The organism is Streptomyces sp. GD-15H, from assembly GCF_045291515.1.
GTDB lineage: Bacteria > Actinomycetota > Actinomycetes > Streptomycetales > Streptomycetaceae > Streptomyces.
Map to the genome: position 1 here is coordinate 5,642,759 of NZ_CP149447.1, position 24,209 is coordinate 5,666,967.

General features: G+C 73.0%; 16 protein-coding genes and 4 pseudogenes. 8 read left to right on the forward strand and 12 right to left on the reverse strand.

The features are described from left to right. Window positions 1-389: 389 nt before the first annotated feature. The 5 genes from iolC (at window position 390) to WJ438_RS26725 (ending at window position 8,359) form a co-directional block, all read left to right on the forward strand. Window positions 390-1,424, forward strand: a complete 1,035-nt coding sequence (iolC, locus tag WJ438_RS26705; protein WP_406727479.1) for a 5-dehydro-2-deoxygluconokinase — start codon at window positions 390-392, stop codon at window positions 1,422-1,424. Window positions 1,425-1,795: 371 nt separating this feature from the next. Next, on the forward strand, window positions 1,796-3,298 hold the full coding sequence (gene mmsA / locus WJ438_RS26710; RefSeq protein WP_406727480.1) for a CoA-acylating methylmalonate-semialdehyde dehydrogenase: 1,503 nt from the start codon (window positions 1,796-1,798) through the stop codon (window positions 3,296-3,298). A 174-nt stretch (window positions 3,299-3,472) separates the two neighbouring features. Then, window positions 3,473-6,148 carry an alpha/beta fold hydrolase gene (locus WJ438_RS26715; RefSeq protein ID WP_406727481.1) on the forward strand — a complete coding sequence of 892 codons (2,676 nt, stop codon included), beginning with the start codon at window positions 3,473-3,475 and terminating at the stop codon, window positions 6,146-6,148. Then, entirely contained in the window at window positions 6,145-7,053 is a 909-nt protein-coding gene (locus WJ438_RS26720; protein WP_406727482.1) for an ABC transporter permease, read from the forward strand. The genes WJ438_RS26715 and WJ438_RS26720 overlap by 4 nt, the downstream gene beginning before the upstream one ends. A gap of 358 nt (window positions 7,054-7,411) precedes the next feature. Continuing rightward, window positions 7,412-8,359, forward strand: a complete 948-nt coding sequence (locus tag WJ438_RS26725; protein ID WP_406727483.1) for a chaplin — start codon at window positions 7,412-7,414, stop codon at window positions 8,357-8,359. A 151-nt stretch (window positions 8,360-8,510) separates the two neighbouring features. Here WJ438_RS26725 and WJ438_RS26730 read toward each other — a convergent pair. Both WJ438_RS26730 and WJ438_RS26735 read right to left on the reverse strand, forming a co-directional pair. Then, window positions 8,511-9,775 (reverse strand): annotated as a pseudogene (locus tag WJ438_RS26730) (NAD(P)-binding domain-containing protein). Between the two features lie 2 nt (window positions 9,776-9,777). After that, complete coding sequence (locus tag WJ438_RS26735; RefSeq protein ID WP_406727484.1) at window positions 9,778-11,034, reverse strand: ATP-grasp domain-containing protein; 1,257 nt, start codon at window positions 11,032-11,034, stop codon at window positions 9,778-9,780. Between the two features lie 197 nt (window positions 11,035-11,231). Between WJ438_RS26735 and WJ438_RS26740 the strand changes: the two genes are divergently transcribed. Then, window positions 11,232-12,515: a glycoside hydrolase family 26 protein gene (locus WJ438_RS26740; protein WP_406727485.1), complete on the forward strand. Its 1,284-nt coding sequence runs from the start codon at window positions 11,232-11,234 to the stop codon at window positions 12,513-12,515. A 32-nt stretch (window positions 12,516-12,547) separates the two neighbouring features. Here the strand turns inward: WJ438_RS26740 and WJ438_RS26745 are convergent, their stop codons facing one another. From WJ438_RS26745 to WJ438_RS26785, 9 genes and pseudogenes are all read right to left on the reverse strand, one after another. Further along, window positions 12,548-13,216, reverse strand: coding sequence for a lipopolysaccharide biosynthesis protein (locus WJ438_RS26745; protein WP_406727486.1), 669 nt, complete (start codon window positions 13,214-13,216; stop codon window positions 12,548-12,550). Further along, on the reverse strand, window positions 13,213-13,911 hold the full coding sequence (locus WJ438_RS26750) for a glycosyltransferase (RefSeq protein WP_406727487.1): 699 nt from the start codon (window positions 13,909-13,911) through the stop codon (window positions 13,213-13,215). The genes WJ438_RS26745 and WJ438_RS26750 overlap by 4 nt, the downstream gene beginning before the upstream one ends. Before the next feature lie 2 nt (window positions 13,912-13,913). Continuing rightward, window positions 13,914-14,366, reverse strand: a pseudogene (locus WJ438_RS26755) (glycosyltransferase); the annotation flags it as partial. 1 nt (window position 14,367) lies between these two features. After that, window positions 14,368-15,057 (reverse strand): polysaccharide deacetylase family protein, encoded by a 690-nt coding sequence (locus WJ438_RS26760; RefSeq protein ID WP_406729820.1) that lies wholly within the window; start codon window positions 15,055-15,057, stop codon window positions 14,368-14,370. Between the two features lie 57 nt (window positions 15,058-15,114). Beyond that, window positions 15,115-16,817: pseudogene (murJ, locus tag WJ438_RS26765) on the reverse strand (murein biosynthesis integral membrane protein MurJ). After that, the gene (locus WJ438_RS26770; RefSeq protein WP_406727488.1) at window positions 16,814-18,157 is read right to left on the reverse strand and encodes an O-antigen ligase family protein; all 1,344 of its coding nucleotides are present in this window, start codon (window positions 18,155-18,157) and stop codon (window positions 16,814-16,816) included. The pseudogene murJ and the gene WJ438_RS26770 overlap by 4 nt, the downstream one beginning before the upstream one ends. Before the next feature lie 5 nt (window positions 18,158-18,162). Next, a pseudogene (locus WJ438_RS26775) lies at window positions 18,163-19,589 on the reverse strand (exopolysaccharide biosynthesis polyprenyl glycosylphosphotransferase). Beyond that, a complete protein-coding gene (locus WJ438_RS26780; RefSeq protein WP_406727489.1) occupies window positions 19,586-20,878 on the reverse strand; it encodes a glycosyltransferase family 4 protein in 1,293 nt (430 codons plus the stop codon). The pseudogene WJ438_RS26775 and the gene WJ438_RS26780 overlap by 4 nt, the downstream one beginning before the upstream one ends. Before the next feature lie 50 nt (window positions 20,879-20,928). Further along, on the reverse strand, window positions 20,929-22,023 hold the full coding sequence (locus WJ438_RS26785) for a DUF3344 domain-containing protein (RefSeq protein WP_406727490.1): 1,095 nt from the start codon (window positions 22,021-22,023) through the stop codon (window positions 20,929-20,931). A gap of 505 nt (window positions 22,024-22,528) precedes the next feature. On the opposite strand from WJ438_RS26785, the gene WJ438_RS26790 reads away from it, so the two are divergent. Further along, window positions 22,529-23,293 carry a hypothetical protein gene (locus WJ438_RS26790; protein ID WP_406727491.1) on the forward strand — a complete coding sequence of 255 codons (765 nt, stop codon included), beginning with the start codon at window positions 22,529-22,531 and terminating at the stop codon, window positions 23,291-23,293. Window positions 23,294-23,407: 114 nt separating this feature from the next. Beyond that, the gene (locus tag WJ438_RS26795; RefSeq protein ID WP_406727492.1) at window positions 23,408-23,683 is read left to right on the forward strand and encodes a hypothetical protein; all 276 of its coding nucleotides are present in this window, start codon (window positions 23,408-23,410) and stop codon (window positions 23,681-23,683) included. Window positions 23,684-23,840: 157 nt separating this feature from the next. Here the strand turns inward: WJ438_RS26795 and WJ438_RS26800 are convergent, their stop codons facing one another. Beyond that, the gene (locus tag WJ438_RS26800; RefSeq protein WP_406727493.1) at window positions 23,841-24,113 is read right to left on the reverse strand and encodes a chaplin; all 273 of its coding nucleotides are present in this window, start codon (window positions 24,111-24,113) and stop codon (window positions 23,841-23,843) included. Between the last annotated feature and the right edge of the window lie 96 nt (window positions 24,114-24,209).

Genomic DNA, 24,209 nt, shown 5'->3' on the forward strand with positions numbered 1-24,209 from the left:
CGTTCTGCCCGGTGAACGATGCGTCACGAGGTAGGTCAGGGGTTGTGCGCGGGACGTGACGGAAATCCCGCGTACATGGGACATCCGTGACGGGAGCGGGGTCTTTGTGACACAAGTGGCACAAAGGCGCTCGCCGGTTCGTCGGCGGGGCGTGTTGACCCGCTCGGGAGCGGGACTCCGGTCACCGACCGGGGGCTGGAATGCGACATTCACGGATGTCCCGGTCGAACCGGCCGGGTTCGGGGAGGCCCTGTCGAGATCTGGTCCGTATGTCTGGACAAAACATTGACAGGGCTTCGCTCCACAGCTAGAAACCGGGGGAGAGCCGTACGAAGACGACCCCGGGACCACCGGACACCGCGACACGGCACGAAGGGAACGCGATCGCGATGGCGTACGACCTGATCACCATGGGCCGTATCGGAGTGGACCTCTATCCGCTCCAAACGGGCGTCCCACTTCCGCAGGTCACCTCCTTCGGCAAGTTCCTCGGCGGCTCGGCGACGAACGTCGCGGTCGCCGCCGCCCGCCTCGGGCGGCACACGGCGGTGATCAGCCGCACCGGCGACGACCCCTTCGGCACCTACCTCCACCAGGCGCTGCGCGACTTCGGCGTGGACGACCGCTGGGTCACCGCGGTTCCCGGGCTGCCCACCCCGGTCACCTTCTGCGAGGTGTTCCCGCCGGACGACTTCCCGCTGTACTTCTACCGCCTGCCCAAGGCCCCCGACCTGGAGATCGACGCCCACGAACTCGACCTGGACGCCATCCGTGACGCGAGCGTCTTCTGGGTCACCGGCACCGGACTGAGCGAGGAGCCCAGCCGCACCGCGACCCTCGGCGCGCTCACCCACCGGGCCAAGGCCGGCATCACCGTCTTCGACCTCGACTGGCGTCCCATGTTCTGGCGCGACGAGCGTGCAGACCGCGACGACCGCGACGACCGCGCCGACACCGACGGCTCCCGCCGCGGGCCCGACCTCGCCCGCCCCTTCTACCAGGAGGCCCTGCGCCACACCACCGTCGCCGTGGGCAACCTGGACGAGGTGGAGGTCGCCACCGGCGTCCGCGAACCCCATGCCGCCGCCCGCGCACTGCTGGCCGCCGGCGTCGAGCTCGCCGTGGTCAAGCAGGGACCGCAGGGCGTCCTCGCGGTCAGCGCCACGGGGGAGAGCGCCGAGGTCCCGCCGCTCCCGGTGAACGTCCTCAACGGCCTCGGCGCCGGCGACGCGTTCGGCGGCGCCCTCTGCCACGGCCTGCTCGCCGGCTGGAGCCTGGAGCGGACCATGCGGTACGCCAACGCCGCCGGGGCCATCGTCGCCTCCCGGCTCGAGTGCTCGTCCGCGATGCCCACCGAGGACGAGATCGAGGCGGCGGTCACCGCGGGGGCCGTGCGAGGAGCGGGGAGAACTCCGGCCGCGTGAACGCCGGCCGTGAACCGGGGTACCGCTGACGGCCGGCCCCGGCACCGATCACCTCCGGCGCGGGAGGCCGCTTTGCTTTGGCAGGAGCGAAGTGCGTGCGATGACTCCCCGCCCGCTACGGCCCCGCGCCGGAGGTCCCCGTCCACCACCGCGGCTCACCCCGACTCAAGTGTCTACGGGGAGACCGAAACGCCCGACAGTGTGTCGGGCGCGCCAGGCGCCCGATCCTGGTGGGATGAACGCAAGGCACGTGAACCGTGGGAACGGCACGTGAGCTGTCAGCACGACACGTGCGCCGCAAGCGCGGCACGTGAGGTGTAGGAACGGTACGTCCGGACCCGGCGCCGCTCTCTGCGAAGGAGTTCTCAGTCATGACGAAGATCGTCAACCACTGGATCGGCGGCAAGACCGCCGAAGGCACATCGGGCACGCACGGGCCGGTGACCGACCCGGCGACCGGCGAGGTCACCACGAAGGTCGCGTTCGCCTCCGTGGAGGAGGTGGACGCCGCGGTCGCCGCCGCCAAGGAGGCGTACCTGACCTGGGGGCAGTCCTCCCTGGCCAAGCGGACCTCCGTCCTCTTCGCGTTCCGGGCGCTGCTGGACGCGCACCGCGACGAGATCGCCGAACTGATCACCGCCGAGCACGGCAAGGTGCACTCCGACGCGCTCGGCGAGGTCGCGCGCGGCCTGGAGATCGTCGACCTGGCCTGCGGGATCAGCGTGCAGCTGAAGGGCGAGCTGTCGACGGAGGTCGCCAACCGGGTCGACGTCGCCTCGATCCGCCAGCCGCTGGGCGTCGTGGCGGGCATCACCCCGTTCAACTTCCCGGCGATGGTGCCGCTGTGGATGTTCCCGCTGGCCATCGCCTGCGGCAACACGTTCGTGCTGAAGCCGTCCGAGAAGGACCCGTCGGCCGCCGTCCGCCTCGCCGAGCTGCTGTCGGAGGCCGGGCTGCCGGACGGCGTCTTCAACGTCGTCCACGGCGACAAGCCGGCCGTCGACCGCCTCCTCGCCCACCCCGACGTCAAGGCCGTCTCCTTCGTCGGCTCCACGCCGATCGCCCGTTACATCCACACCACCGCCTCGGCGAACGGCAAGCGTGTCCAGGCCCTGGGCGGCGCCAAGAACCACATGCTGGTGCTGCCCGACGCCGACCTGGACGCGGCGGCCGACGCCGCCGTCTCCGCCGCCTACGGCTCGGCGGGGGAGCGCTGCATGGCGATCTCCGCGGTTGTCGCCGTCGGCGCGATCGGCGACACCCTGGTGGAGAAGATCCGCGAGCGCGCCGAGAAGATCAGGATCGGTCCCGGCAACGACCCGGCGTCCGAGATGGGCCCGCTGATCACCAAGGCCCACCGCGACAAGGTCGCCTCCTACGTGGCGAACGCGGCGGGCGAGGGCGCCGAGGTCGTCCTGGACGGCACCGGCCACACCGTCGAGGGCCACGAGGGCGGCCACTGGATCGGCATCTCCCTGCTGGACAGGGTGCCCACGTCCGCGAAGGCGTACCAGGACGAGATCTTCGGCCCGGTGCTGTGCGTGCTGCGCACCGAGACGTACGAGGAGGCCCTGGGCCTCATCAACTCCTCGCCGTACGGCAACGGCACCGCGATCTTCACCCGGGACGGCGGCGCCGCCCGCCGCTTCCAGCTGGAGGTCGAGGCCGGCATGGTCGGCGTGAACGTCCCGATCCCGGTCCCCGTCGGCTACCACTCCTTCGGCGGCTGGAAGGACTCGCTCTTCGGCGGCCACCACATCTACGGCAACGACGGCACGCACTTCTACACCCGCGGCAAGGTCGTCACCACCCGCTGGCCCGACCCGTCCGACGCCCCGGCCGGCATCGACCTGGGCTTCCCCCGCAACCACTGACCGTCCGAGGCGTGGGCCCCGGGGCCGTCCGACATGGGCGGCCCCTGGGCGTTCGCGGATGTTCGCATACCGCGGGCGCGGTATGCGGCGGGTGTCGCGTACGCCGCTGGGAGGTCACCTGGTTCGGTCTGCGGTCGGCACCGTGCCGCCGGGTCGACCCCGTACGGTTGACGCATGGATCTTCGAATGCCCGGCCGGCCCACACTGCGGTGGCCCCGCTCGTGGCGGCCGCGACGAACCCTGGCCGCCGCGGCCGCCGTCGTCGTGCTCGCCGGGGCCGGCACCTGGACCGCCGTCGCCTCCGAGGGCCCGGCGCCCGCGGTCAGCCGGGCCGACCGCGTCATGAGCATGGGCGACGGTGGTGACGGGGTGCGCATCGACACCTCGTACTTCACCGCCGGTCCGGCCTGCCGCCGCCCCGCCGTGCTGCTCGGGCACGGCTTCGGCGGCAGCAAGGACGACGTACGGCAGCAGGCCGAGGAGCTCGCGCGCGAGGGGTACGCGGTGCTCACCTGGTCCGCGCGCAGCTTCGGCGCGTCCACCGGGAAGATCGGGCTGAACGACCCGAAGGGCGAGGTCGCCGACGTCTCCCGGCTCATCGACTGGCTCGCCGAGCAGCCCGAGGTCGAACTGGACAAGGACGGCGACCCGCGCCTCGGCATGGCCGGCGCCTCCTACGGCGGCGCCATCGCGCTGCTCACCGCCGGGCACGACGACCGGGTGGACGCCATCGCCCCGGCGATCACCTACTTCGACCTCGCCGAAGCGCTGTTCCCGGGCGGCGTGTTCAAGAAGCTGTGGGCGGGCGTCTTCGTCAACTCCGGCGGCGGCTGCGAGAAGTTCGAGCCCGCGCTGTGCCGGATGTACGAGCGGGTCGCCGAGTCCGGCACCCCGGACGCCGAGGCCGTCGCGCTGCTGAAGGAGCGGTCCCCGTCCGCCGTCGCCGGCCGCATCGACGTACCGACGCTGCTGATGCAGGGCCAGAGCGACTCCCTGTTCCCGCTCGGCCACGCCGACGCCGCCGCGAAGGCGATCCGGGCGGGCGGCGCCCCGGTCGACGTCGACTGGATCGCCGGCGGGCACGACGGCGGCGACCCGGAGGCGGACCGCATCCGGGCCCGGACCCAGGCCTGGTTCGACCGGTACCTGAAGGACGACAAGGGCGCCGACACCGGCCCCGCCTTCCGCGTCACCCGCACCGGCGGCGTCGACTCCACCAACGGGCGGACTGTGCTGAGCGGCGCGAGCGCGGACCGCTACCCGGGCCTGACCGGCGGCGGCAGGTCCTTCCCCCTCACCGGACGCGAGCAGAGCTTCGCCAACCCGGCCGGTGCCAGCCCGCCCGCGATCTCCGCCCTGCCCGGCCTCGGCGGTGCCGGCGGCCTCTCCCAGCTGTCCTCGCTCGGCGTCGGCGTCTCCCTGGACTTCCCCGGTCAGCACGCCCGCTTCGAGTCGGCCCCGGTCACCGGCGACCTGCGGATCACCGGATCGCCGACGGCCACCGTGCACGTGAAGTCGACCAGCGACGACGCCGTCCTCTTCGGGAAGGTGTACGACGTCGGCCCGGACGGACGGCAGCAGGTGCTGCCGTCCCAGCTGGTCGCCCCGGTCCGCGTCGAGGACGCCAAGGCCGGCAAGGACGTGACCCTCACGTTCCCGGCCGTCGACCACGAGGTCCAGCAGGGCCACCGCCTGCGTCTCGTCCTCGCCTCCACCGACCTCGGCTACGCCTCACCGGCCGCCCCGGCGACGTACACCGTCTCCCTCAAGAGCGACCTCACCGTGCCCACCGCGCCCGGGGTGACCACCGCGGCGACCCCGCTGCCCGCGTGGGTGTGGTGGCTGCCGCTCGCCGGAGCCGTGACCGCCCTCGTCCTGGTGCTCACCGGCCGCCGCCGCACGGCCGCCGCGCCCCCCGACCCCGAACTCGCGGACGTGCCCCTGCAGATCACGGACCTGAGCAAGCGCTACGTCCGTTCCGCCGAGCGGTACGCCGTACGGAACCTGTCCTTCCGCGTGGAGAAGGGCCAGGTCCTCGGCCTGCTCGGGCCGAACGGCGCGGGCAAGACCACCACCCTGCGCATGCTGATGGGCCTGATCAAACCCGACGGCGGCGAGATCCGCGTCTTCGGCCACGCCATCCGCCCCGGCGCCCCGGTGCTCTCCCGGGTCGGTGCCTTCGTCGAGGGCGCGGGCTTCCTGCCGCACCTGTCCGGCCGGGAGAACCTGGAACTGTACTGGCAGGCCACCGGGCGCCCGCCCGAGGACGCCCACCTGGACGAGGCCCTGGAGATCGCGGGCCTCGGCGACGCCCTCGCCCGCGCGGTGCGCACCTACTCCCAGGGCATGCGCCAGCGCCTCGCCCTCGCCCAGGCCATGCTCGGCCTGCCCGACCTGCTCATCCTGGACGAGCCGACCAACGGCCTGGACCCACCGCAGATCCGCGAGATGCGCGAGGTGATGATCCGGTACGCGGCCGCCGGCCGCACGGTGATCGTCTCCAGCCACCTGCTGTCGGAGGTCGAACAGTCCTGCACCCACCTCGTCGTCATGGACCGCGGCGGGCTGGTCCAGGCCGGACCGGTGCGGGAGATCATCGGTTCCGGCGACACCCTGCTCGTGGGCACCGGGTCCCCCGTGGACGAGCCGCTCGCCGAGAAGGTGGCCGCCCTGCCGGGCGTCGCCTCGGCGGTCCGCGTCGACGACGGACTGCTGGTCCGCCTCGACGCCGACGGCACCGCCGCCCGCCTGGTCACCGAACTGGTCCGGCTGGAAGTGCCGGTGGAGTCGGTGGGCCCGCACCGCCGCCTCGAAGACGCCTTCCTCACGATGATCGGAGGTTCCGCATGAGCACGCTCGCCGAGCGGACCGGGCCCACGGAGCCCGTCGGGCCCACGGAGCCGACCGGACCCGTGGAGGTGGCCGACGGCTACCGCGCGGGCCGCACGCTGCCGTTGCGGGTCGAGCTGGTCCGGCAGCTGAAGCGCCGCCGCACGCTCGTCATGGGCGCGATCCTCGCCGTCCTGCCGTTCGTCCTGGTCGTCGCCTTCGCCATCGGCGGTGAGCCGGAGGGCCGGGAGGGCCGGATCACCCTGATGGACACGGCCACCGCGTCCGGCGCCAACTTCGCCGCCGTGAACCTGTTCGTCTCGGCGGGCTTCCTGCTGGTCATCCCGGTCGCCCTGTTCTGCGGGGACACGGTCGCCTCGGAGGCCGGCTGGTCCTCGCTGCGCTATCTGCTCGCCGCGCCGGTGCCGCGCATGCGGCTGCTGTGGTCCAAGCTCGTCGTCGGGCTGGGACTCAGCCTCGCCGCGATGGTGCTGCTGCCGGTCGTCGCGCTCGCCGTCGGCACCGCCGCCTACGGCTGGGGCCCGCTGCAGATCCCCACCGGCGGCTCGCTGGACCCGGCGACGGCGGCGCAGCGGCTCGCGGTGGTCGTGGCGTACATCTTCGTGTCCCAGCTGGTCACCGCCGGGCTCGCGTTCTGGCTGTCGACGCGCACCGACGCCCCGCTGGGCGCGGTCGGCGGCGCCGTCGGACTGACCATCGTCGGCAACGTCCTCGACGCCGTGACCGCTCTCGGCGAGTGGCGGAACTTCCTGCCCGCGCACTGGCAGTTCGCCTGGGCGGACGCCGTCCAGCCGAGCCCGGAGTGGTCCGGCATGATCCAGGGCACCGCGGTCTCGGTGACGTACGCGCTGGTGCTGTTCGCACTGGCCTTCCGCGGTTTCGCCCGCAAGGACGTGGTGTCGTAGCCCACGGGCCGAGTGGGCCAAGCGGGTGAACCTGCGCAACCGATTCCCGTGCGTCGGGTTGATGAAGCAGAAGGGCTTGCGACGCCACGAGAAAGGAAAGCGCTGTGCTGTTCCGTCCGCGGTACACCGGCATCTCCCGCAGGCATTCCCGACGGTGAGCAGAAGGCCGAACGCGGAAGCCTCTGCGGACTCGGCGTCGGCGGAGGCTTCCGCCTTCGGACCTCGAGCCGTTCACGACGGGGAGCACGCCGTGGCGTCCGCGTACCAGCCTCCCGGCTCCGCCATGGCCGGCCTCGCGCGTCGATCTCCGTGCCGAGGCCGCCGGCTTTCCCACTTCTTCGAGCAGGAAGACAAGACATTGCGACAGACCCTGAGCAGGGGAGTGTTCGCGGCGGCCGCCGCCACGGGCATTCTGTCCCTGTACGGCACCCCCGCCTTCGCCGACGCGCACGCGGAGGGGGTCGCCACGGACTCTTCCGGCGTGCTGTCCGGAAACAACGTCCAGGTGCCGGTGGAGGTGCCGGTGAACGTGTGCGGCAACACCGTCGGCGCGGTCTCCGCGTTCAATGAGGCGTCCGGCAACGTGTGCGGCAACACGTCGCACAAGTCCGGTCACCAGACCGGTCACCAGTCCGAGCACAAGTCCGGGCACCAGACCGGTCACCAGGCCGGGCACCGGTCTTCCGCCGAGCGCTCGCACGGCGGCCACGAGGGCGGTGGCGCGCACGCGGAGGGAGTCACCAAGGGCTCTCACGGTGTGGCGTCCGGAAACCTCGTCCAGGTGCCGGTGCACGCACCGGTGAACGTGTGCGGCAACAACGTCGACGTGGTCGGGGCGTTCAACGAGGCGTCCGACAACGACTGCCGCAACACCTCGCGCGGCGGCCACGACGGCGGTGGCGCGTACGCGGAGGGAGCCGCCAAGGGCTCTCACGGTGTGCTGTCCGGAAACCTCGTTCAGGTGCCCCTCGACGTGCCGGTGAACGTGTGCGGCAACAACGTCGGCCTGGTCGGGCTGTTCAACTCGACGCACGGCAACGACTGCAGCAACGGGCCGGACCGGTCGCCCGAGCCCGAGCACGACACCGAGGACAGGACGCCTCTGTCGCCGCCCACGCGTACGCACACCCCGCCTCCCACGCACGTCGTCGACACGCCGCCTCAGGCCGTGGACGAGCCCGGCGCGCCGCCGCACCTGGCCGAGACCGGCAGTGAGGGCGTGCTGGTGGCCTCGGCCGCCGGTGCCACCCTGCTCGTGGGTGGGGCGCTGCTGTACCGCCGCGGTCGCGTCGCCCTTCGCCGGTAGCCATTCCCGGCTGCGCGGGCCCGGTCCGCGCGGCATCCGCGCGGCTTTCCGGAGCTTTCGGCCGGGCACGCCCCCGGACCGGCTCGGACCACCTCGTACGGTGGCTCGGGCCGGTCCGGGGGCGCAGTGCTGTACGGGGAGGGGCTTTCCGTCAGAGGCTCACCGGCGTCGGCGACTCGGCTCGGCCGACGGCCGACGGAACCGGGACCGTTCCACGCGCGGGGGTGGACCTGAGCCGGCGGCGTACCCCTTGGACGAGTGCCGCCGCCGTGTACGTCGCGCCCTGGACGAAGCGCATGGACGGGCCGAAGCCGGATGCTGTCGTCAGGCCCGCGAAGAACAGGCCGGGATGGGAGGACTCGAATCCACGTCCGACCTCCGGGGAACCGTCGGGCAGGGCCGCCAGCGTCCCGCGCAGTTCCGCGGAGAGCACGCCGAGCCGGTCGCGATGCACCCGGAACCCCGTGGCGGCGATGACGTGTTCGGTCCCGAGGGAGCGCGCCTCACCCACCAGGTTCACCAGATCCAGCCGTACGCCACCCGGCACCGCGCAGGCCGCCGTGACCTCGTGGCCCGGCAGCAGTTCCACCGCGCGCTCCACCCGGTCCCGCACCCACCACGCGCCCGCCGGCCCAACGCCGTGGCCGCGATGCGTGACCGGGTCGGCTGCGGCAGACGCCGGAAGAGGCCGGGGCGCTCGGAGTAGAACCAGTTCCGCCAGCCGGGGCCGAGGCCGCTGTGCGGGGAGCGGACCGACTGCCACCAGGGGCGTTCCCAGGCCGGCGGCACGTCGTTCCACCGCACCCGGTCCGCCCGCGCCAGCACCCGTACGCGCGTGCCCTGTTCGGCGAGGAGTGCCGCGGTCTCCAGGGCCGCCTGACCGCCGCCGAGCACCGTGACGTCCTTGCCCTGGAAGTGGTCGAGGTCGCTGTGATGGCTGCTGTGCGTCACCAGTGAGGGGTGCAGTCCGCGCAGGGCCGACGGTACCTCGATGAACGGCATCACACCGACCGCCAGCGCCACCGTCCGCGCGTGCAGCGCCTCCCCGTCGTCGGTGATCACCATGAAACCGGCGGGGCCGGACGCCACCCGGGCCACCATGCGCTCGTCGATCTCCGGCACGGCATGGCGGGCGAACCACAGGCCGTACTCCGCGAACGCCGTCACCGGGATCGGCTCCGCGTGACGGACCGTCAGGCCCTGTTCCGCGCAGTAGGCGGCCAGGGTCCGCTGTCCGCCGGGGTCCGAGAGGTTGGACGCCCACGGCTCCGACTTCAGGAACATGCCGCCGGGCATGTGGTCTCGCCAGGACGCCATGGGCCGGCCGAACACACGCAGGTTCAGCCCGACGGCCGCGGCGTGGGACGCGATCGACAGGCCGTACGGTCCGGCGCCCACCACCAGAAGGTCGTACATCATCAGCTGCTCGCTTTCTCGTTGTCGGTCGGGGAGGGCGAGGCCGCCCGGGGGATCAGGGGTGATGCCGGTGCCGCCGCCGTACGGGCGCCCAGCCGCTCGCGCAGCCGGCCGGACACATGACGGGCCCACAGGGCCCACATCGCCCGTCCGGGTCCGCGGTCGTCCCGGGCGTACCAGGCCAGTTCGCGTCCGCCCGGCGCCGTGCGCAGCGCGGCGAGCGGCGCGTAGTTCTCCACCACGAACCTCCGCCCGGCCACCGGCTCCCCGGTCGGTGGTCGACGGCCCGTCAGGTCCAGGTGGAGGGCGCGTACGACGTCCAGACCGGCGCTGTCCTCGAAGAGCCGGAACTGGGCGCCGGGGCGCGGGTTGAAGTCGAGCAGGTGGTAACGGCCCGTCGTGCCGCAGCGGCGGAAGTCGAGGTCGAAGATGCCGCGGTAGCCCAGTTCGCCGGTGAGCCGCTCGGCCAGGGCCTGCACCTGAGGGTTGGGCGTCCAGCAGCCCACCGCCGTCAGCCCCGCGCCACGCGGCCAGGCCAGTTGCTTCCGGCCCGGCCCACCCGTGCGCACGGCGCCCGAGTGGTTGGCGTAGCCGTGGAAGAACCAGTCCCGGTCCGGTCCCGGTGGCAGGTAGGCCTGCAACAGGAGCCGACTGCCCGCCTCGTCGGTACGCAGGTACAGCTCCCGGGCCTGCTCCGCGGACCGCACCAGCAGTGTGCTGCGCAGTCCGCTGCCGGCCGGCAGCAGCCAGGGCCGACTCCACTTCGCCACCAGGGGCAGCCCGAGCCGCCACGCGTCCTCGGTGGCCCGCTGCGGGCTGTCCGGGACGAGCGTGACCGGGTGCGGAACGTCCGCGGACGCGCACACGGCGGCCAGTTCCGCCTTGTCGGCGACGCGTGCGGGCAGTGTGCCGGGCATCGCGGGCAGCAGGTAGGAGGGTGCCAGGGCGTCCCGCAGGCATCCGGCGGCGATCGCGCTCGCGTCGTCCATCGGGACCAGGACGGCGGGACACGCGATCCGGTCGGCCACGCGGCGCAGCACGGCGAGGACGTCGTCCGCGGACGCGCCGGGTGCCGGCGGTGGATGCAGCCGCCGGACATAACGTGACCGGTGAACGGGACTTCCGGACTCGTCGGCGACGACATGCACCTCCACTCCCGCCCTGCCGAGCGAACGCACGGCCCCCAGCGTTCCGTGATGGAAGGGATTCCGGTCGATCCGCAGAATGACGGCGGGGACGCGGGTGTCGAGCAGCGGCACGAACTCTCTCCTTCTTTCGGGTTCTTCGGTTCCTTCGGGGTTCTTTTCGATCGGCTCACCCACACGGGCGAGTACGGCACTCGAAAGCCGCGTGGCGGTGGCGCCACGAGTTTTCCTGTGACTGACTTTCGTATGACTGTTCGTCAATAACGGGTTCAGAAGCTGAAGTTCGGACGAGAGCGAAGAAAGGAGCCGGTATGGCCCCACAGCACGAGCGTGTCCGGGTTCGCGGGCTGGTCGTGGGCGCGGTGGTGATCGCGGTGTCGGCCGCCCTGGTGTCCGGTCTCACGGCGGGCACGGACTCGGGGGCGGAGGTGGCGCGCGGCGACGACTCCCGCGCTCCGGTGCCGGGCCCGACGGCGTCCGGTGCCGCCTTCCCGGACCTCATGCCGGAGGCGGGCCCCGTGCCGTTGATCCCGCCACCGTCCGTCAAGGCGCCCCCGATCACGGTGCCGTCCCTTCCGGTACCGGCAGGGAAGACCCCGGCCTTCGGCGCCTTCCTCGCCTCCGACGCCCGTGGCGTGGCCCGTATGGAGCAGCTCAGCCGCTGGCTGGGCGGTGCCGAGCTCCGCGTCGGCCGCACCTACCTGCCCGGCAACCACTGGAGCGACATCGAGGGCGACGTCGGCTTCCTCAAGGCGTGGGCGCACTGGCGCAACAAGAAGGACGACCGGATGCTCGTCCTCAACGTGCCCATGCAGGAGCGCAACGAGGAGGGCGTCTCCGACGGCGAGGTCCGGCAGCTGCTGCGGCGGGGCGCGGCCGGAGAGTTCGATCACCACTTCCGTGCCCTGGCCGAGCAGCTGGTCCGGCTGAAGGTGCCGGACACGGTCCTCGTGCTCGGCTGGGAGATGAACGGCGCCACGTACACCCATCGGTGCGGGCCGGATCCGGAGGCCTGGAAGAAGTACTGGAACAGGATCGTCACCACCATGCGCGCGGTGCCGGGCCAGAAGTTCCGGTTCGACTTCGCGCCGAGCCGCGGCCGGGACGCCGTTCCCTGGACGCAGTGCTATCCCGGGGACGGCACGGTCGACATCGTCGGCATGGACTCCTACGACCAGCCGGCCGGAATGCCGTTCGACGAACAGGTGAAAGAGCCGTACGGGCTTCAGGCACACGTGGATTTCGCGAAAGCCCACGGCAAGCCCCTCTCCTATCCCGAATGGGGGCTTTTCCGTAACGGCGACAATCCCGAATACATGCGCCGCATGCTCGCGTGGATGGACGAGCACAGGCCGCTGTACAACACGGTGACCGACTACTGCCCGCACGGTGTGTGGCAGTGCAAGGACAACCCGGACTCCTCCCGCGTCTACCGGACCGCACTGTCCGGCCGCACCGGCACGGCGACCCCGGCGCCCACGCTCCCGCCCACCGCGCCGAAGAGCTGCTCGCCGCTGGACCTGGGCAACTGGGTGGAGCACTGGCTCGGCGGAAAGCTCTGCCTCCGCTTCGACTGGTGGTCGCGCATGTGGTAGCGCGAGCGCCGGCCCGGCCGGGTACACCGCGGTCACCGCTGCTCGCGCGCGTCGGCGGCGGTGGCCGGGCCGGGCACCGAGGCGGTCGGGACGGGATCAGCGTCCTCGGCGTTCCGGCCGGTGCGCCCGGGCCGGGCCAGCAGGGCCAGCGAGCCCAGCAGCCCGCCCGCGCTCGCCCCCACCAGCGTGGTCACCGCCGGCGACGCGGACGTCGGTTCGCTCGGCTTCACCGCACGCGAGAACTGCACGAGCCGGACCTGGGTGCTGCTCCTGGTGTGGTCCGCGTGCCGGGTCAGCGCGCGGGAGACCGCGTTGGCCATGTCGACGGCGAGGCCGGGGTGCGGCGAGGTGGCCGAGACGGCGACCATCGGCGCGTCCGGCGAGGTCGCCGTGCGCACGCTGTCCCGCAGGGTCCGCACCGGAACGCCCGCCCACACCTGGGCGTCCCCGAGCACCGCGAGCTGCGTGGCCACCCGTCCGTACGCCTGCGCGAAACCGCGGGCGGACTCCGGGGTGGACTTCGCGGTCGGTACGGCGACGACGTAGCTGGTGGCCGTGTAGGTCTTGGGGGTGAGCATGCCGTACGTGCCGCCGATCAGGCCGCCGACGAGAGTGCCGCCGACCACGAGCACGGACCAGGTCGGCAGCCTCCTGACACGGTCCAGGGACAGGCGGCGCCAACGGGCCGGAGTGTCGGTCATGACGTGCTGGCTCCGAGGGGTGAGAGGGACGACGGGGAACGGGAGACGGCGGCCGCGTACACGTCCATGAGGCGGGCCGTGCTGCGGGTGATGCTGTAGCGCTGCGCGACCTCGGAGGCCGTGCGCGGCCGCAGGCCCGCCGCGCGGACCTCGGCGATCGCGCGCGCGTACGCCTCGGGGCCGCCGCGCACGCGCCGGGCACCGGCGGCGGCCGACGGCGCCGCGTCCTCGATCGCCGGGCAGGAGGCGTAGAGCACGGGCAGGCCCGACGCCAGCGCCTCCACGGCTGCCAGGCCGAACGCCTCCTCCGCGGACGGGGAGGCGAGCAGGTCCATCGCCGACATGAGCGAGGGCAGGTCGGGGCCCGGTGAGCCGTCCAGGCCGTAGGGACGTTCGCCGGTGAACAGGACGCGGCCGGTCACGCCGACCTCGCTGACCGTGCGGCGCAGGAGGTGCTCCTCGGGGCCGCCGCCCACCAGCAGCAGCCAGTGGTCGTCCGGGAGCCGGGCGAGGGCGTGGACGAGGACGTCGAACCGCTTCCCCGGGCGAGCCGGCCGACGCCGCCGACGACGAACGCGCCCTCCGGCAGGCCGAGGCGCCGCCGGGTGTGCGCGCGCCGCTCCGGGTCGAAGCGGAAGCGGTCCAGGTCGATGCCGTTCGGGACGACCTCGATGCGGGGAGCGGGCACGCCCCACCGCTGCAGACGGTCGGCCACCGCCGGGGAGACGGCGACCGTCGCCGACCCGAGCCGCTCGCTGGTGAGGTACAGCGCGCGCACCCCCGCCGTCAGCCTGCGGCCCTCCATCTGCTTCTCCCCCAGGGAGTGTTCGGTGGCGACGACCGCGCGGACCCCGGCCAGCCGCGCGGCGAGCCGGCCGTAGACGCAGGCCCGGTACAGGTGCGTGTGGACCAGGTCGTAGCCGCCGGCGCGGATCAACCGGACCAGCCGGGGGAGCGCGGTCAGGTCACGGTTGCCGCCCATGCCGAGATGCACGACGCGGACCCCGTCGGCGGCGAGACCCTCGGCGACGGCACCTGGGTTGGTGAGCGTCACGACGTCGCAGCCGACGGGTAGGTGACGCAGCAGCAGACGCAGCTGCTGCTCGGCCCCGCCGACACCGAGACCGGTGATGATGTGCAGAGCCCTCATCTCACAGGCCTTCCGCCGGGCGTCGGCGAAACCGGTGCAGACGGTGCTTCAGGTACAGGCGCCAGGCCGTGTCGTTCTGGCCGATGTGCACGCGCGGCAGGGCGTGCGGGCCGGTCAGCGCGCCGGGGTCGATGGCGCAGGCGTAGGAGTATCCCGCTGCCCGCACCGCCTGGACGGCGCGGGCGTCGACCGTGCCGTACGGGTAGCAGAAGCCGTCGGGCCGGGTGCCCGTCAGTTCCGCCAGCCGCGCGCGGCTTTCGGCGACCTCGGCCTTGAGGGTGAGGTCGTCCGCCCGGGTGAGGTCGACGTGCGTCAGCCCGTGCGAGCCGATCTCCACCCCCTCGGCCGCCGCGTGCCGGATGCCGTCCGCGGTCAGCAGCGGCTTGCGCGGGCCGAGCGGGTCCCAGGCGTTGTCGCCGCCGAGCCGTCCGGGCAGCACGAAGAGGGTGGCGCCGCAGTCCCAGCGGCGCAGCAGCGGAAGGGCCTCGGTGACGAAGTCGGTGTACCCGTCGTCGAAGGTGAGTCCGACCAGGTGCCGGCTCGCGCCCCGGGCGCGGGCGGCGAGCAGGTCGGCCACGGACACACCGCGCAGCCCGCGCCGCCGCAGCCAGGCCAACTGCCCCTCGAGCCGTCCGGGTGTGACCGTGATGCGGTACGGATCGTCCGAGCAGTCACCCACCGAGTGGTACATCGCCACCCACGGGACGGGGCCCGGGGCGCGGTGGGGAGTCTGCCGGTGCCGACGGAATCAACGGAAGTAACGGAAGCGGTCATGAGTGAGCTTTCGGGTGAGGGTGCGTACGGAGCGCACTGCGGATGCGGAGCCCTGGACGCCCAGGGCCAGGGAGAGCGCGACGAAGACGGCGGTCACGGTGAGACAGCCGGCCGCGAGGCCCGCCGCGGGGGAGTCGACCCGGCCCGCGGCGAACGCCCCGGCGACGGTGGCGACGACCGAGGCGAGCACCGGCCGGCTCAGCCCGGCCAGCACCTGACGCACGCGGAGGGAGAGACCGCTGGGGCTGCCGCGCCGGGCCGTTCGCAGACCGGCCAGCAGCAGGGCGGCCGTGACGGTGATGCCGACGGCGTTGGCGGCGGCGATCCCCGCCACCCCCAGGGGCGCACGGCGACGGCGCCGATCAGCGAGGTCGCGGCGATGCCCACGCCCATCACCGCGAGGGGGTACCAGCTGGGCCGGCCCGCCGAGAAGTACGAGCGGACCAGAGTGCCCACCAGGGTCTGCCCCAGCAGCCCGAGGGCGTACACCCGCATGACGCCGGAGGTCGCCGCGGTGTCGCTCGCGGTGAACGCACCGCGCTGGAAGAGCAGTTCGACCATCTGCGGGGCACAGGCGATCACCGCGCACATGCCCAGCAGCACCACACAGGACGACAGCACCAGATCCCGCTCCACGCGGTCGCGGGCCCGTTCGGTGTCACCGTCGGCGAGCGCCCGCGCCACCACGGGGAAGGTGACCGTGCACACCATCAGCGACAGGGTCATCGGGATCTGGGCGACCTTCTGCGCGTAGTTCAGGTGCGAGATGGCCCCGGCCGGCAGGGAAGAGGCGAGGAAGCGTTCGACCAGGACCTGCGACTGGCGGCACAGGGCGAAGAGGAGGACGGCGGCGATCAGGGCGAGCCGCACCGGCCGTTCCTCGCCGCCGGCCTGCGCCCCGCCGACCGCCGGCGTGCGCGACGCCAGTTGCCGCCACAGCGACGGCAGTTGCACCGCCACCATCAGGCAGCCGCCCACCGCGACCCCGACCGCCGCGGCACGCACGCCCCACTCACCGCCGAACAGGAACATCGCGGCGACGATGCCCGTGTTGTACGCGATGTAGATCGCCCCGGGCGCGAAGAACCGGCGGTGGGCACGCAGGGCGGCGCTGCAGTATCCGGCGAGCCCGAAGGCCAGCAGGCTGATCGCGGTGAGCCGGGTGCAGTCGACGGCGAGCTGCGGGTCGGGCAGGCCGGGCGCCAGCACCTGGACCAGGAAGGGAGCCGCCCCGGCGACCAGCGCGGCGACCGCGGCGAAGGCGAGGCACAGGCGCGGCAGGGTGGCGGCGACCAGTTCGCGGACCGGATCGCCCGGGACGCCCCGGGCGCGGCGGGCCAGCGCCATGCTGAACGCCGGGATCAGCGCGATCGCCAGCCCGTCCTCGATCAGCAGCGTGGCGGCCAGCTCGGGCACGGTCCACGCGACCAGGAAGGCGTCCGTGTCGCTCCCGGCACCGAACAGCCGCGCCAGCGACTGGTCGCGCAACAGGCCGAGCAGGGAGCCGCCGATGGACAGCGACGCTGTGACGAGCGTGGCCCTGGCGAGGAACTTCCGGGAGGCCGAGGCCGACGACGGGTCGGTGCCGTCCCCGACCGGGGGCGCGGTACGCGCCGCGGGGACGGTCGTGGCCCGGTCGGTTCCGCGTCCGGGGGTCTGCGAAGGCACCACCGTCATCGCGCCGCGGCCTCCTCGAGGCGCTCCCGTGGGCCGCCCCTCGGCACGAGGTGCCCCCGCTCACCGCCGCCCAGTGCCCACCACGCGGCGAGCCCCAGGCTCAGGGCGGTCAGCACCGTCGAGGGGCCGCCGATGTCTCCGTACACGAAGTCGGTCAGCAGCCAGACCAGCAGCCCGCAGGCGACGAGCCCGCAGTCCAGTCCCGGTCCCCGACGGCGGACGCGCAGCAACCCGCGCAGCCCGAGCAGGAGCAGTGCCAGCCAGCTTCCGGCCAGGGTGAGCAGCCCGATCAGGCCCTGCTCGCTCAGCACCAGCAGGTACATGCTGTGCGGCGAGAGCAGCGCCTGCTTGTGGTACTCCGCTCCCGCGCCCGCGATGTCGCTGCCCGAGGACAGCGCCAGGGTGGCGTGCCCGTCGCGATGCTCGGGAAAGCCCTTCAGACCGACACCGGTCAGCGGGTGCTCCCGCCACATGTCGCCGGCGGACGCCCACAGGGCGTACCGGTCCACCACGGACTGGTCGGGGGCGTCGGTGACCTGCGCGATGCTGTCGATCCGCTCGGTCAGCTGCGTCGTGCCGACGCCGAACCCGCCCATCAGGACCACTCCCGCGGCGGTCACGGCCGCGGCCGCCTTCAGCGCGCGCCGCAGCCCGGCCAGCGCCAGCTGCACGGCGCACGTCACGGCGGTCGCGATCCAGGCACCCCGGCTGAAGGAGAGCGCGAGCGGCGGCAGCAGCGCGAGCGCGCATCCGGTGGCCACCGCCCGCTGCCGTACCGGCGCCCGGCCCAGCGCGATCCCCACCGCGCACACCAGACCGAGGGAGACCGCCGCCGCCATGCCCATCACGTCCTGCGCCCCGAAGGTGCCGACCGCGCGGATCGGCTCGCCCTGGTAGGAGGCGCCGGTCCCGGTGGCGTACTGGTGCACACCGATGGCCCCCTGCCACAGTGCGAGCCCCACGAACGACCAGGCCAGCACCCGGAAGTCGGCGCGGCCGCGGACCAGCGTCAGCACGGCCGCCGGGACGAGCACGAAGACCTGCAGATAGCGGCCGAGGCCGGTGAGTGAGGCCTCGGGAGAGGACGCCCCCATGGCGGCCAGCGCGAGTCCCACGACCGGCAGGCCCAGCACCACCGCCGCGGCGGGCGACAGCGGGCGCCGCCCCTCGCGCAGCAGACGGATCACGCAGTACACCACCAGCAGCCCCGAGACCACGTCGGCGGGCCCCGCCCCGTCATACGTCAGCGGCAGGGCCAGCAGCACGAGCACCGCCACCAGGGGCAGGACCGGCGCGAACGCGGCGGCCCGGCGCGGCAGCGGTGCGAGAGCATGGCTCACGTCTGTCAGCTCCCCGTCGGGCGTACCAGCGACGCCGCGGTGCGCAGCAGGATGCAGACGTCCTGCCACAGCGACCAGTCGTCGATGTAGGCGCTGTCGAACCGACAGCGGTCCTCGATCGAGGTGTCGCCGCGCAGCCCGTGGATCTGGGCGAGGCCGGTGATTCCGGTCCGCATCCGGTGACGGGCCGCGTAGCCCGGGTAGGTGTGCGCGAACTGCGCGACGAAGTAGGGGCGTTCGGGACGCGGTCCGACCAGGCTCATGTCGCCCCGGAGCACGTTCCACAGCTGGAGCAGCTCATCGAGCGAGGTGCGGCGCAGCATCCGGCAGAACCGGCGCATCTCGTTCTCGTTGGCCACGCTCCACCGGGTCGCCGACTCGTGCTCGTCGGCGGGGCGGTAGGTGCGGAACTTCAGCAGCGTGAACGGCTTTCCGTTCCGGCCGATGCGCTCCTGCCGGAACACCACGCCCGGCCCGTCGCTGATCCGCAGTACCGCCGCACACGTCAGCAGCAGCGGGCCGACCAGCATCAGCAGCGTTCCCGACACGAGAATGTCGAGCAGCCGTTTGCCCACACTGTTGCGGCGCGCCGAGGACAGGTCCAGACGCCGACAGGCGAACCCGGCCAGCCGTTCCCGCGCCGTGTACGAGGGGGAGTCGGCGTCGAGCTCCCAGATCACGCAGCCCGACTCGGCCAGGGTGCGCAGCAGCGGTCCCTGTTCGGCGCGGACCGAGGGATGAACGGTCAGCACGGCCCGCACCCCGTTCTGGATGACCGCACGCTCGACCTCCTCACCGGTCCGCAGCACCGGGACGCCCTCGGCGTCGTCCGGCTGTTCGGCGACGACCCCCACCGGCCGCACGCCGCACCGAGGGTGGCGCAGCACGGCGGCGGCCACGCGCTGCGCGGTCGCCGCCGGGCCGATGACGAGCGCGGCGCGCGGGTGGCGCAGCAGCGCGGCGCGGCGCCGCTCGTGCACGGCCGCACGCAGCGCACAGGCCGCCGCCGCCTGCACGGCGAGGCCGGTCAGCACGGTGCCGGCGGCCAGCGCGTGCTCCGGCCGGTACGCCGCCCACAGCGCGGCGGGCGCCAGCCAGGCCACGACGATACGGCCGCACACGGCGGGCAGTTCGTCCAGCAGCCCCGGCACCGGGGCCGGCCGTCGCGCGGGCGCAGCAGCAGCGAGGCGGCGACCAGCAGGAGGACGAGCGACGGATGGCGCTGGGCGCCGGCGAGGGCCAGCGTGCCCAACAGGGCGGCGGCACCGTCCGCGAGGAGCAGCGGAACCGGTGAGGCGGACCGCGCCGGGCGCCGCTTGGCGGGGGACCGGAAACCGGTGGCGGGGCCGCGCGGCGGCATGACGGAGACGGTTGAGGATCCGTGCTCCCGCGGCGGTACGCCGGGGGAGGGCACGGTACGTTCGGCAGTCACGAGCGGATGGACTCCCTGCTGTGCTTGGTGGGCTCGACACTCTGTGTCGTCCGGTTCGCCTCGGCGCCGCAGCCCGCGTCGAGCGGCTGTCCGGGCTCGGCGCCATGGGCCTCGCCACGCTCGACGGCCCCGGACGGACACGTCCTTTTCCTGGTGGGCCATGTGCCGAGCAGGTCGCGGTAGACGTCCGCGACCTGCTCGGCGGTGTGCCGCACGTCGTGGCGGGTCAGCACGTGCCGACGGCCCCGGTCGCCGAGGGACTCGCACAGCGGCGGGTCGAGCAGCAACTCGGACAGGGCTTCGGCCAGCGCCGCCGGGTTCTCCGGCGGGACCAGGCACCGGGCGGCGAAGGACGACGGCAGGCTCTCGCGGGCGCCGTCGACGTCGGTGACCACCACGGGGCGCCCGCAGGCCATCGCCTCCAGTGGGGCCAGGGCCATGCCCTCCCAGCGGGACGGCAGGACGACGAGGTCGGCGGCCTGGTACCAGGGCGAGGCGTCGGGCACGGCTCCCGCGAACAGCACGGACCGCGGGGCGTCTTCGCGCAGCCGGTCGCGGTCCGGGCCGTCGCCGACCAGGACGAGGCGGGCGGCCGGCACCCTGCGCACGACGGTTTCCCAGGCCCGCAGCAGGACGTCCTGCCCCTTCTGCCGGCACAACCGGCCCACGCAGACCGCGAGCGGCGCCGCCGGGTGCAGTCCGGCGAGCGGTGCGAGCCCGGCCCGCACCGTGCCGGCGTCGGCCGGGTGGAAGTGCTCGGGATCGATGCCGTTGGGGACGACGGTCCACCGGCCGGCGATCCCGGCGTGCACCCCGGTCGCCCGTTCCGCCTCGCTCACACACACCACCCGCGCGGCCCAGCGCGCCCCCCAGCGCTCCCATCTGAGCGCGAGGGCCCCGGTCCGCCCGCCCACCGCCTCGAACGACCAGGCGTGCGGCTGGAAGACCGTCGGAATCCGCCCGCGCACCGCGAGCCGCCCGGCGAGCCCGGCCTTCGCGCTGTGCGCGTGCACCAGGTCGGGGCGCGCCTCGTCGATGAGCCGCGCGAGGTGCCGTACCTCCCGCACGAGCGACGGACCCGGCGACCGCGTCGCCCGCCAGCTCCGTACCTGCGCGCCGAGCACCCGCAGTTGGGTGGCGAGGGCGCTGTCGGGGCAGACCGCGGTGACGTCCAGGCCGTCCGCCAGCTGGGTGCGGACCAGGTCCGTCACGACGCGCGCGACCCCGCCGTCCACCGGCTGGGTGAGGTGCAGTACCCGCGGCCGACGGCCGGAGGGTGACAGGTCCATGCGCACGGTTTCCTCACTGGCGAAGGCGCTCGGGACAGGGGACGGCGTGTTCACGGCCGGGCGTCGGCGGCGAGGAAGAACACGCCGGCCCACGCCGCGTCCCGCTCGGACCCGAGCCGGAGGGTCGCCCGGTCACCGGCGCGCAGCAGGCCCCTGCCGAGGGCGAACACGTCGGAGTCGTAGCCGAGGGTGTTGGCGTGCGCCGGCACCCGTGCCGGGGCAGCCTGCCCGGGCCCGCTGATGGTGGAGTTCAGGACGTCGTCGGCGGGGTTGGCGGCGTCGGCGAGGACGACGGTGGAAGCAGGCGTGCCGGTGGTCAGGGTGAGCGAGTCGCCGGTGGTGCCGCGGTCGCCGTTGTACGCCACCAGTCCCACCTCGCCCTCCGCGCCCGCGGCGAGGTCCAGGCCGCTCAGCCGGATCTCCGGTCCGGCGGTGGACCCCAGCGGTGTGAAGCCGTCCCAGAGCGAGAGGTGACGCAGCGGCTCCGCCGGGTTCTCGTACGCCACCACCAGCGTCCAGCCGCCCCATCCACCGGCCGCCGACCGGCCGGAGGCCACGTTGACGTCCGCCACGGTGTACAGACCCGGCCCGCTGTCCCGCACCAGCGGTGTCACGTCCGCCGAGGCCTGGAAGGCGTCCGCGCCGTCCGCCACCCGGTGTCCGACGACTGTGTCGGCGAGGAGCTCCTTGTACTCCCCGCCGGGTTCGGCGATCAGTACCCGTCCGTTGTCCTCCGGCGGCTTCTGTTCGCCCACGAGCAGGTTGCCGCCCCAGTAGAGGCGTGCGTACGTCACCCGGGAGCCCGAGGGCAGCCGGACCTCCGCGCGGGAGGAGTTGTAGGTGTTCGAGTCGCGGTCGACGTCGACATAGAACATGTCGAAGTCGCCGTTCACCCCGCGCGCGCCCGCCTGCACGTCCGCGCAGGCCCTCTGGCTCGGGCGGCAGGTGGCGGCGGAGTTGGCGGCGCGCACGATGCCGCCGTGCTGGAGTGCGCGGTACCGCTCCTGGAAAGCAAGGCTGCTCGCCTCCGGCGCGGGCGGCGCGGCCGGCGCGGCAGCGGAGGAGCCGCAGGGGGCCCACGTCGTGATCAGGGTGAGGACGCCCACCGTTGCATGACGAAGCAACTGGCCCAGGGAATGGCGCATGACCGGCGGAGCCTTTCGGAGCAGGTGGCGGTGACAGGCAGCGCGAAGAGTGCGGTGCGTCCGCCCGAGGGGTGTGTCCGGAGGGTCGCAACTCTAGCCACCGACCGGACAAATTTGACGAAACTCGGTGAATACTGACAAGTGTGTTGGAATCGTGAAGTCCGCGTTCCAGGAGCGACGCCCACGCGGTCCCGGCCCGCCGCGGAGTCCGCGTGGAGCGGCCGATGCCGATCCGCTGAACGGGGTTCGGACGGCCCGGCCTGCGGCCTCATCAGGCAGGACGGGGCAACAGGGTGAGAGCGGGACACCGAAAGGCCCACGATCGGTTGCGGGAAGCCAGGGGCGCTCTCACGGTGGGCTCAAGAACCGAGGTCTGTGGAAAGGAACTCCCATGCGCGCTCTGCCTGCACGGCGCATCGCATCCAGCGCCCTGTGCGCCGCCCTCCTGGTCGGGATCACCGGCACCGCTGCCCTGGCCGCCGACCCGGCCCGTGAGCGCAGCCGGGTGGCGTCGCCCGAGACGCCGCTCGTGCAGGTCAGGAACCTCGACGTGCGCGGGGACGAACTCACCCCGGTCGCCGACCTGCTGGCCGCCGTAACCCGGTCGGACAACGGCCGACTGCCCGCGGCCGAGGCGAGGACACTGGGCGAGGCCGCGAAGGACGCGCTGAAGAAGGCCGAGGTGAAGCAACAGGCCCTCGGAATCACGCCGTTCGCCTCGGCCCCCGCGCCGGGCGTACTGCTGCCCATGGCCGAGACCGACCCCACGAGTGACGCGCTGGACGACCTGAGGGATGCCGTCGACCGCCTCCTGGACCTGCTCCTCCCCGGTGACGACGCGAGTGACGCAACCGATGACGCAACCGATGACGCAACCGATGAGGAAGCCACCGACGAGAGCACCGAAGAGTCCACCGCCGAAACCGCCGAAGAGATCGTGGAAGAGATCTTGGACGAGATCGCGGACGGGGCCGACCACGAAGCCGACCCGACGCTTTCCTTGCTCGACGACCTGCTGGCCGAGGCGGAGAAGCTCATTGACGCGCTGCCCGGCGGCGACCCGCAGGTGTCGGTCGTGACCACGCAGACGACGACGTCCACCACGACGTCCTCCGGCGTGACGTCATCGAGCGTGACGTCGTCGAGCGTGACGTCGTCGAGCATCACGCCGTTGACGCCCTCGCCTGGGATCCCGGCCGTCACCTTGCCTGCGATCACGCGGCCCGCGACCACTCCGCTGACGCCGACGGTGTTGCTGTCGGCTGATTGATCTCATATGAGGACTCGTCAATCCGTGGTCCCCCGGTTTCCGGTCCGGCCGGGCATCGTTAGGCACGGCGACAGAATCACTCCGGCGACCCGCGTTGCCGAAGAAAGGAACACGATGAAGTCCCTGAAGGCTGCCGCCGTCCTTGCCGGGTCCTTGATCGCCGCCAGTATGGCCGCGCCCGCATACGCCCAGGACGTCACCGACCTGACGTCCACCGGCCTCGACACCGGCTTGAACACGCGCACCGCGGTTCCCTTCGAACTGATGCCGCTGCACGACGAGTCGAAGGGCGCGGAGCAGGACACCTCGGTGTTCGGCACGGCGAAGGAGGCGGCGGCCGTGGTGAACGAGGCCAAGCCGGTGCACGGCGATCTGGGGCTCCACGCCTGAGGCCATGCCATACGAGAGTCGGCCCCCGGTCTTCACCGGGGGCCGACTCTCGTATGCCCACCCTTCCCGAATACGCGCGGGGACGCGGGTCTTTGACGTTCATGCCGAGAGCCCCGGCGCTCGGGGCGCCGGGGCTCTCGGGTCACGACGGCGGATGTCAGTAACCGTGTCCCTTGTGCTGCTTCTTGTGGCTGTCGTTCACGCAGGTGTTGCCGACGGCCGAGTTGAGGAAGCCGATCACGTGGACGGTGTTTCCGCACACGTTGACCGGTACGTGGATCGGAGCCTGGACCACATTGCCGGACAGGGCGCCCGACGAGCCGATCGCCGCGCCCTCGGCGCCGGCGTTCGCCGTGGCGATACCGGCCCCGCCGAGCATCACGGCGCCCGTGCTGAGAGCGACGGTGGTCGCCTTCGCGATGCGAGACATCACGTTCTCCTTAACTGGTCTGGTAAGCGCGGCAGCATGACGCGCGGCCGCACGCCCCGCTCAACGCGGCGATCTCGACCTGGTCACGGCGATCGT

Bases quoted from the DNA above. Each gene is read 5' to 3' on its own strand.
- iolC (WP_406727479.1), top strand. From the start codon at position 390: ATGGCGTACGACCTGATCACCATGGGCCGTATCGGAGTGGACCTCTAT.
- mmsA (WP_406727480.1), top strand. From the start codon at position 1,796: ATGACGAAGATCGTCAACCACTGGATCGGCGGCAAGACCGCCGAAGGC.
- WJ438_RS26715 (WP_406727481.1), top strand. From the start codon at position 3,473: ATGGATCTTCGAATGCCCGGCCGGCCCACACTGCGGTGGCCCCGCTCG.
- WJ438_RS26720 (WP_406727482.1), top strand. From the start codon at position 6,145: ATGAGCACGCTCGCCGAGCGGACCGGGCCCACGGAGCCCGTCGGGCCC.
- WJ438_RS26740 (WP_406727485.1), top strand. From the start codon at position 11,232: ATGGCCCCACAGCACGAGCGTGTCCGGGTTCGCGGGCTGGTCGTGGGC.
- WJ438_RS26745 (WP_406727486.1), bottom strand. From the start codon at position 13,216: ATGACCGACACTCCGGCCCGTTGGCGCCGCCTGTCCCTGGACCGTGTC.
- WJ438_RS26760 (WP_406729820.1), bottom strand. From the start codon at position 15,057: ATGTACCACTCGGTGGGTGACTGCTCGGACGATCCGTACCGCATCACG.
- WJ438_RS26780 (WP_406727489.1), bottom strand. From the start codon at position 20,878: ATGGACCTGTCACCCTCCGGCCGTCGGCCGCGGGTACTGCACCTCACC.
- WJ438_RS26785 (WP_406727490.1), bottom strand. From the start codon at position 22,023: ATGCGCCATTCCCTGGGCCAGTTGCTTCGTCATGCAACGGTGGGCGTC.
- WJ438_RS26795 (WP_406727492.1), top strand. From the start codon at position 23,408: ATGAAGTCCCTGAAGGCTGCCGCCGTCCTTGCCGGGTCCTTGATCGCC.
- WJ438_RS26800 (WP_406727493.1), bottom strand. From the start codon at position 24,113: ATGTCTCGCATCGCGAAGGCGACCACCGTCGCTCTCAGCACGGGCGCC.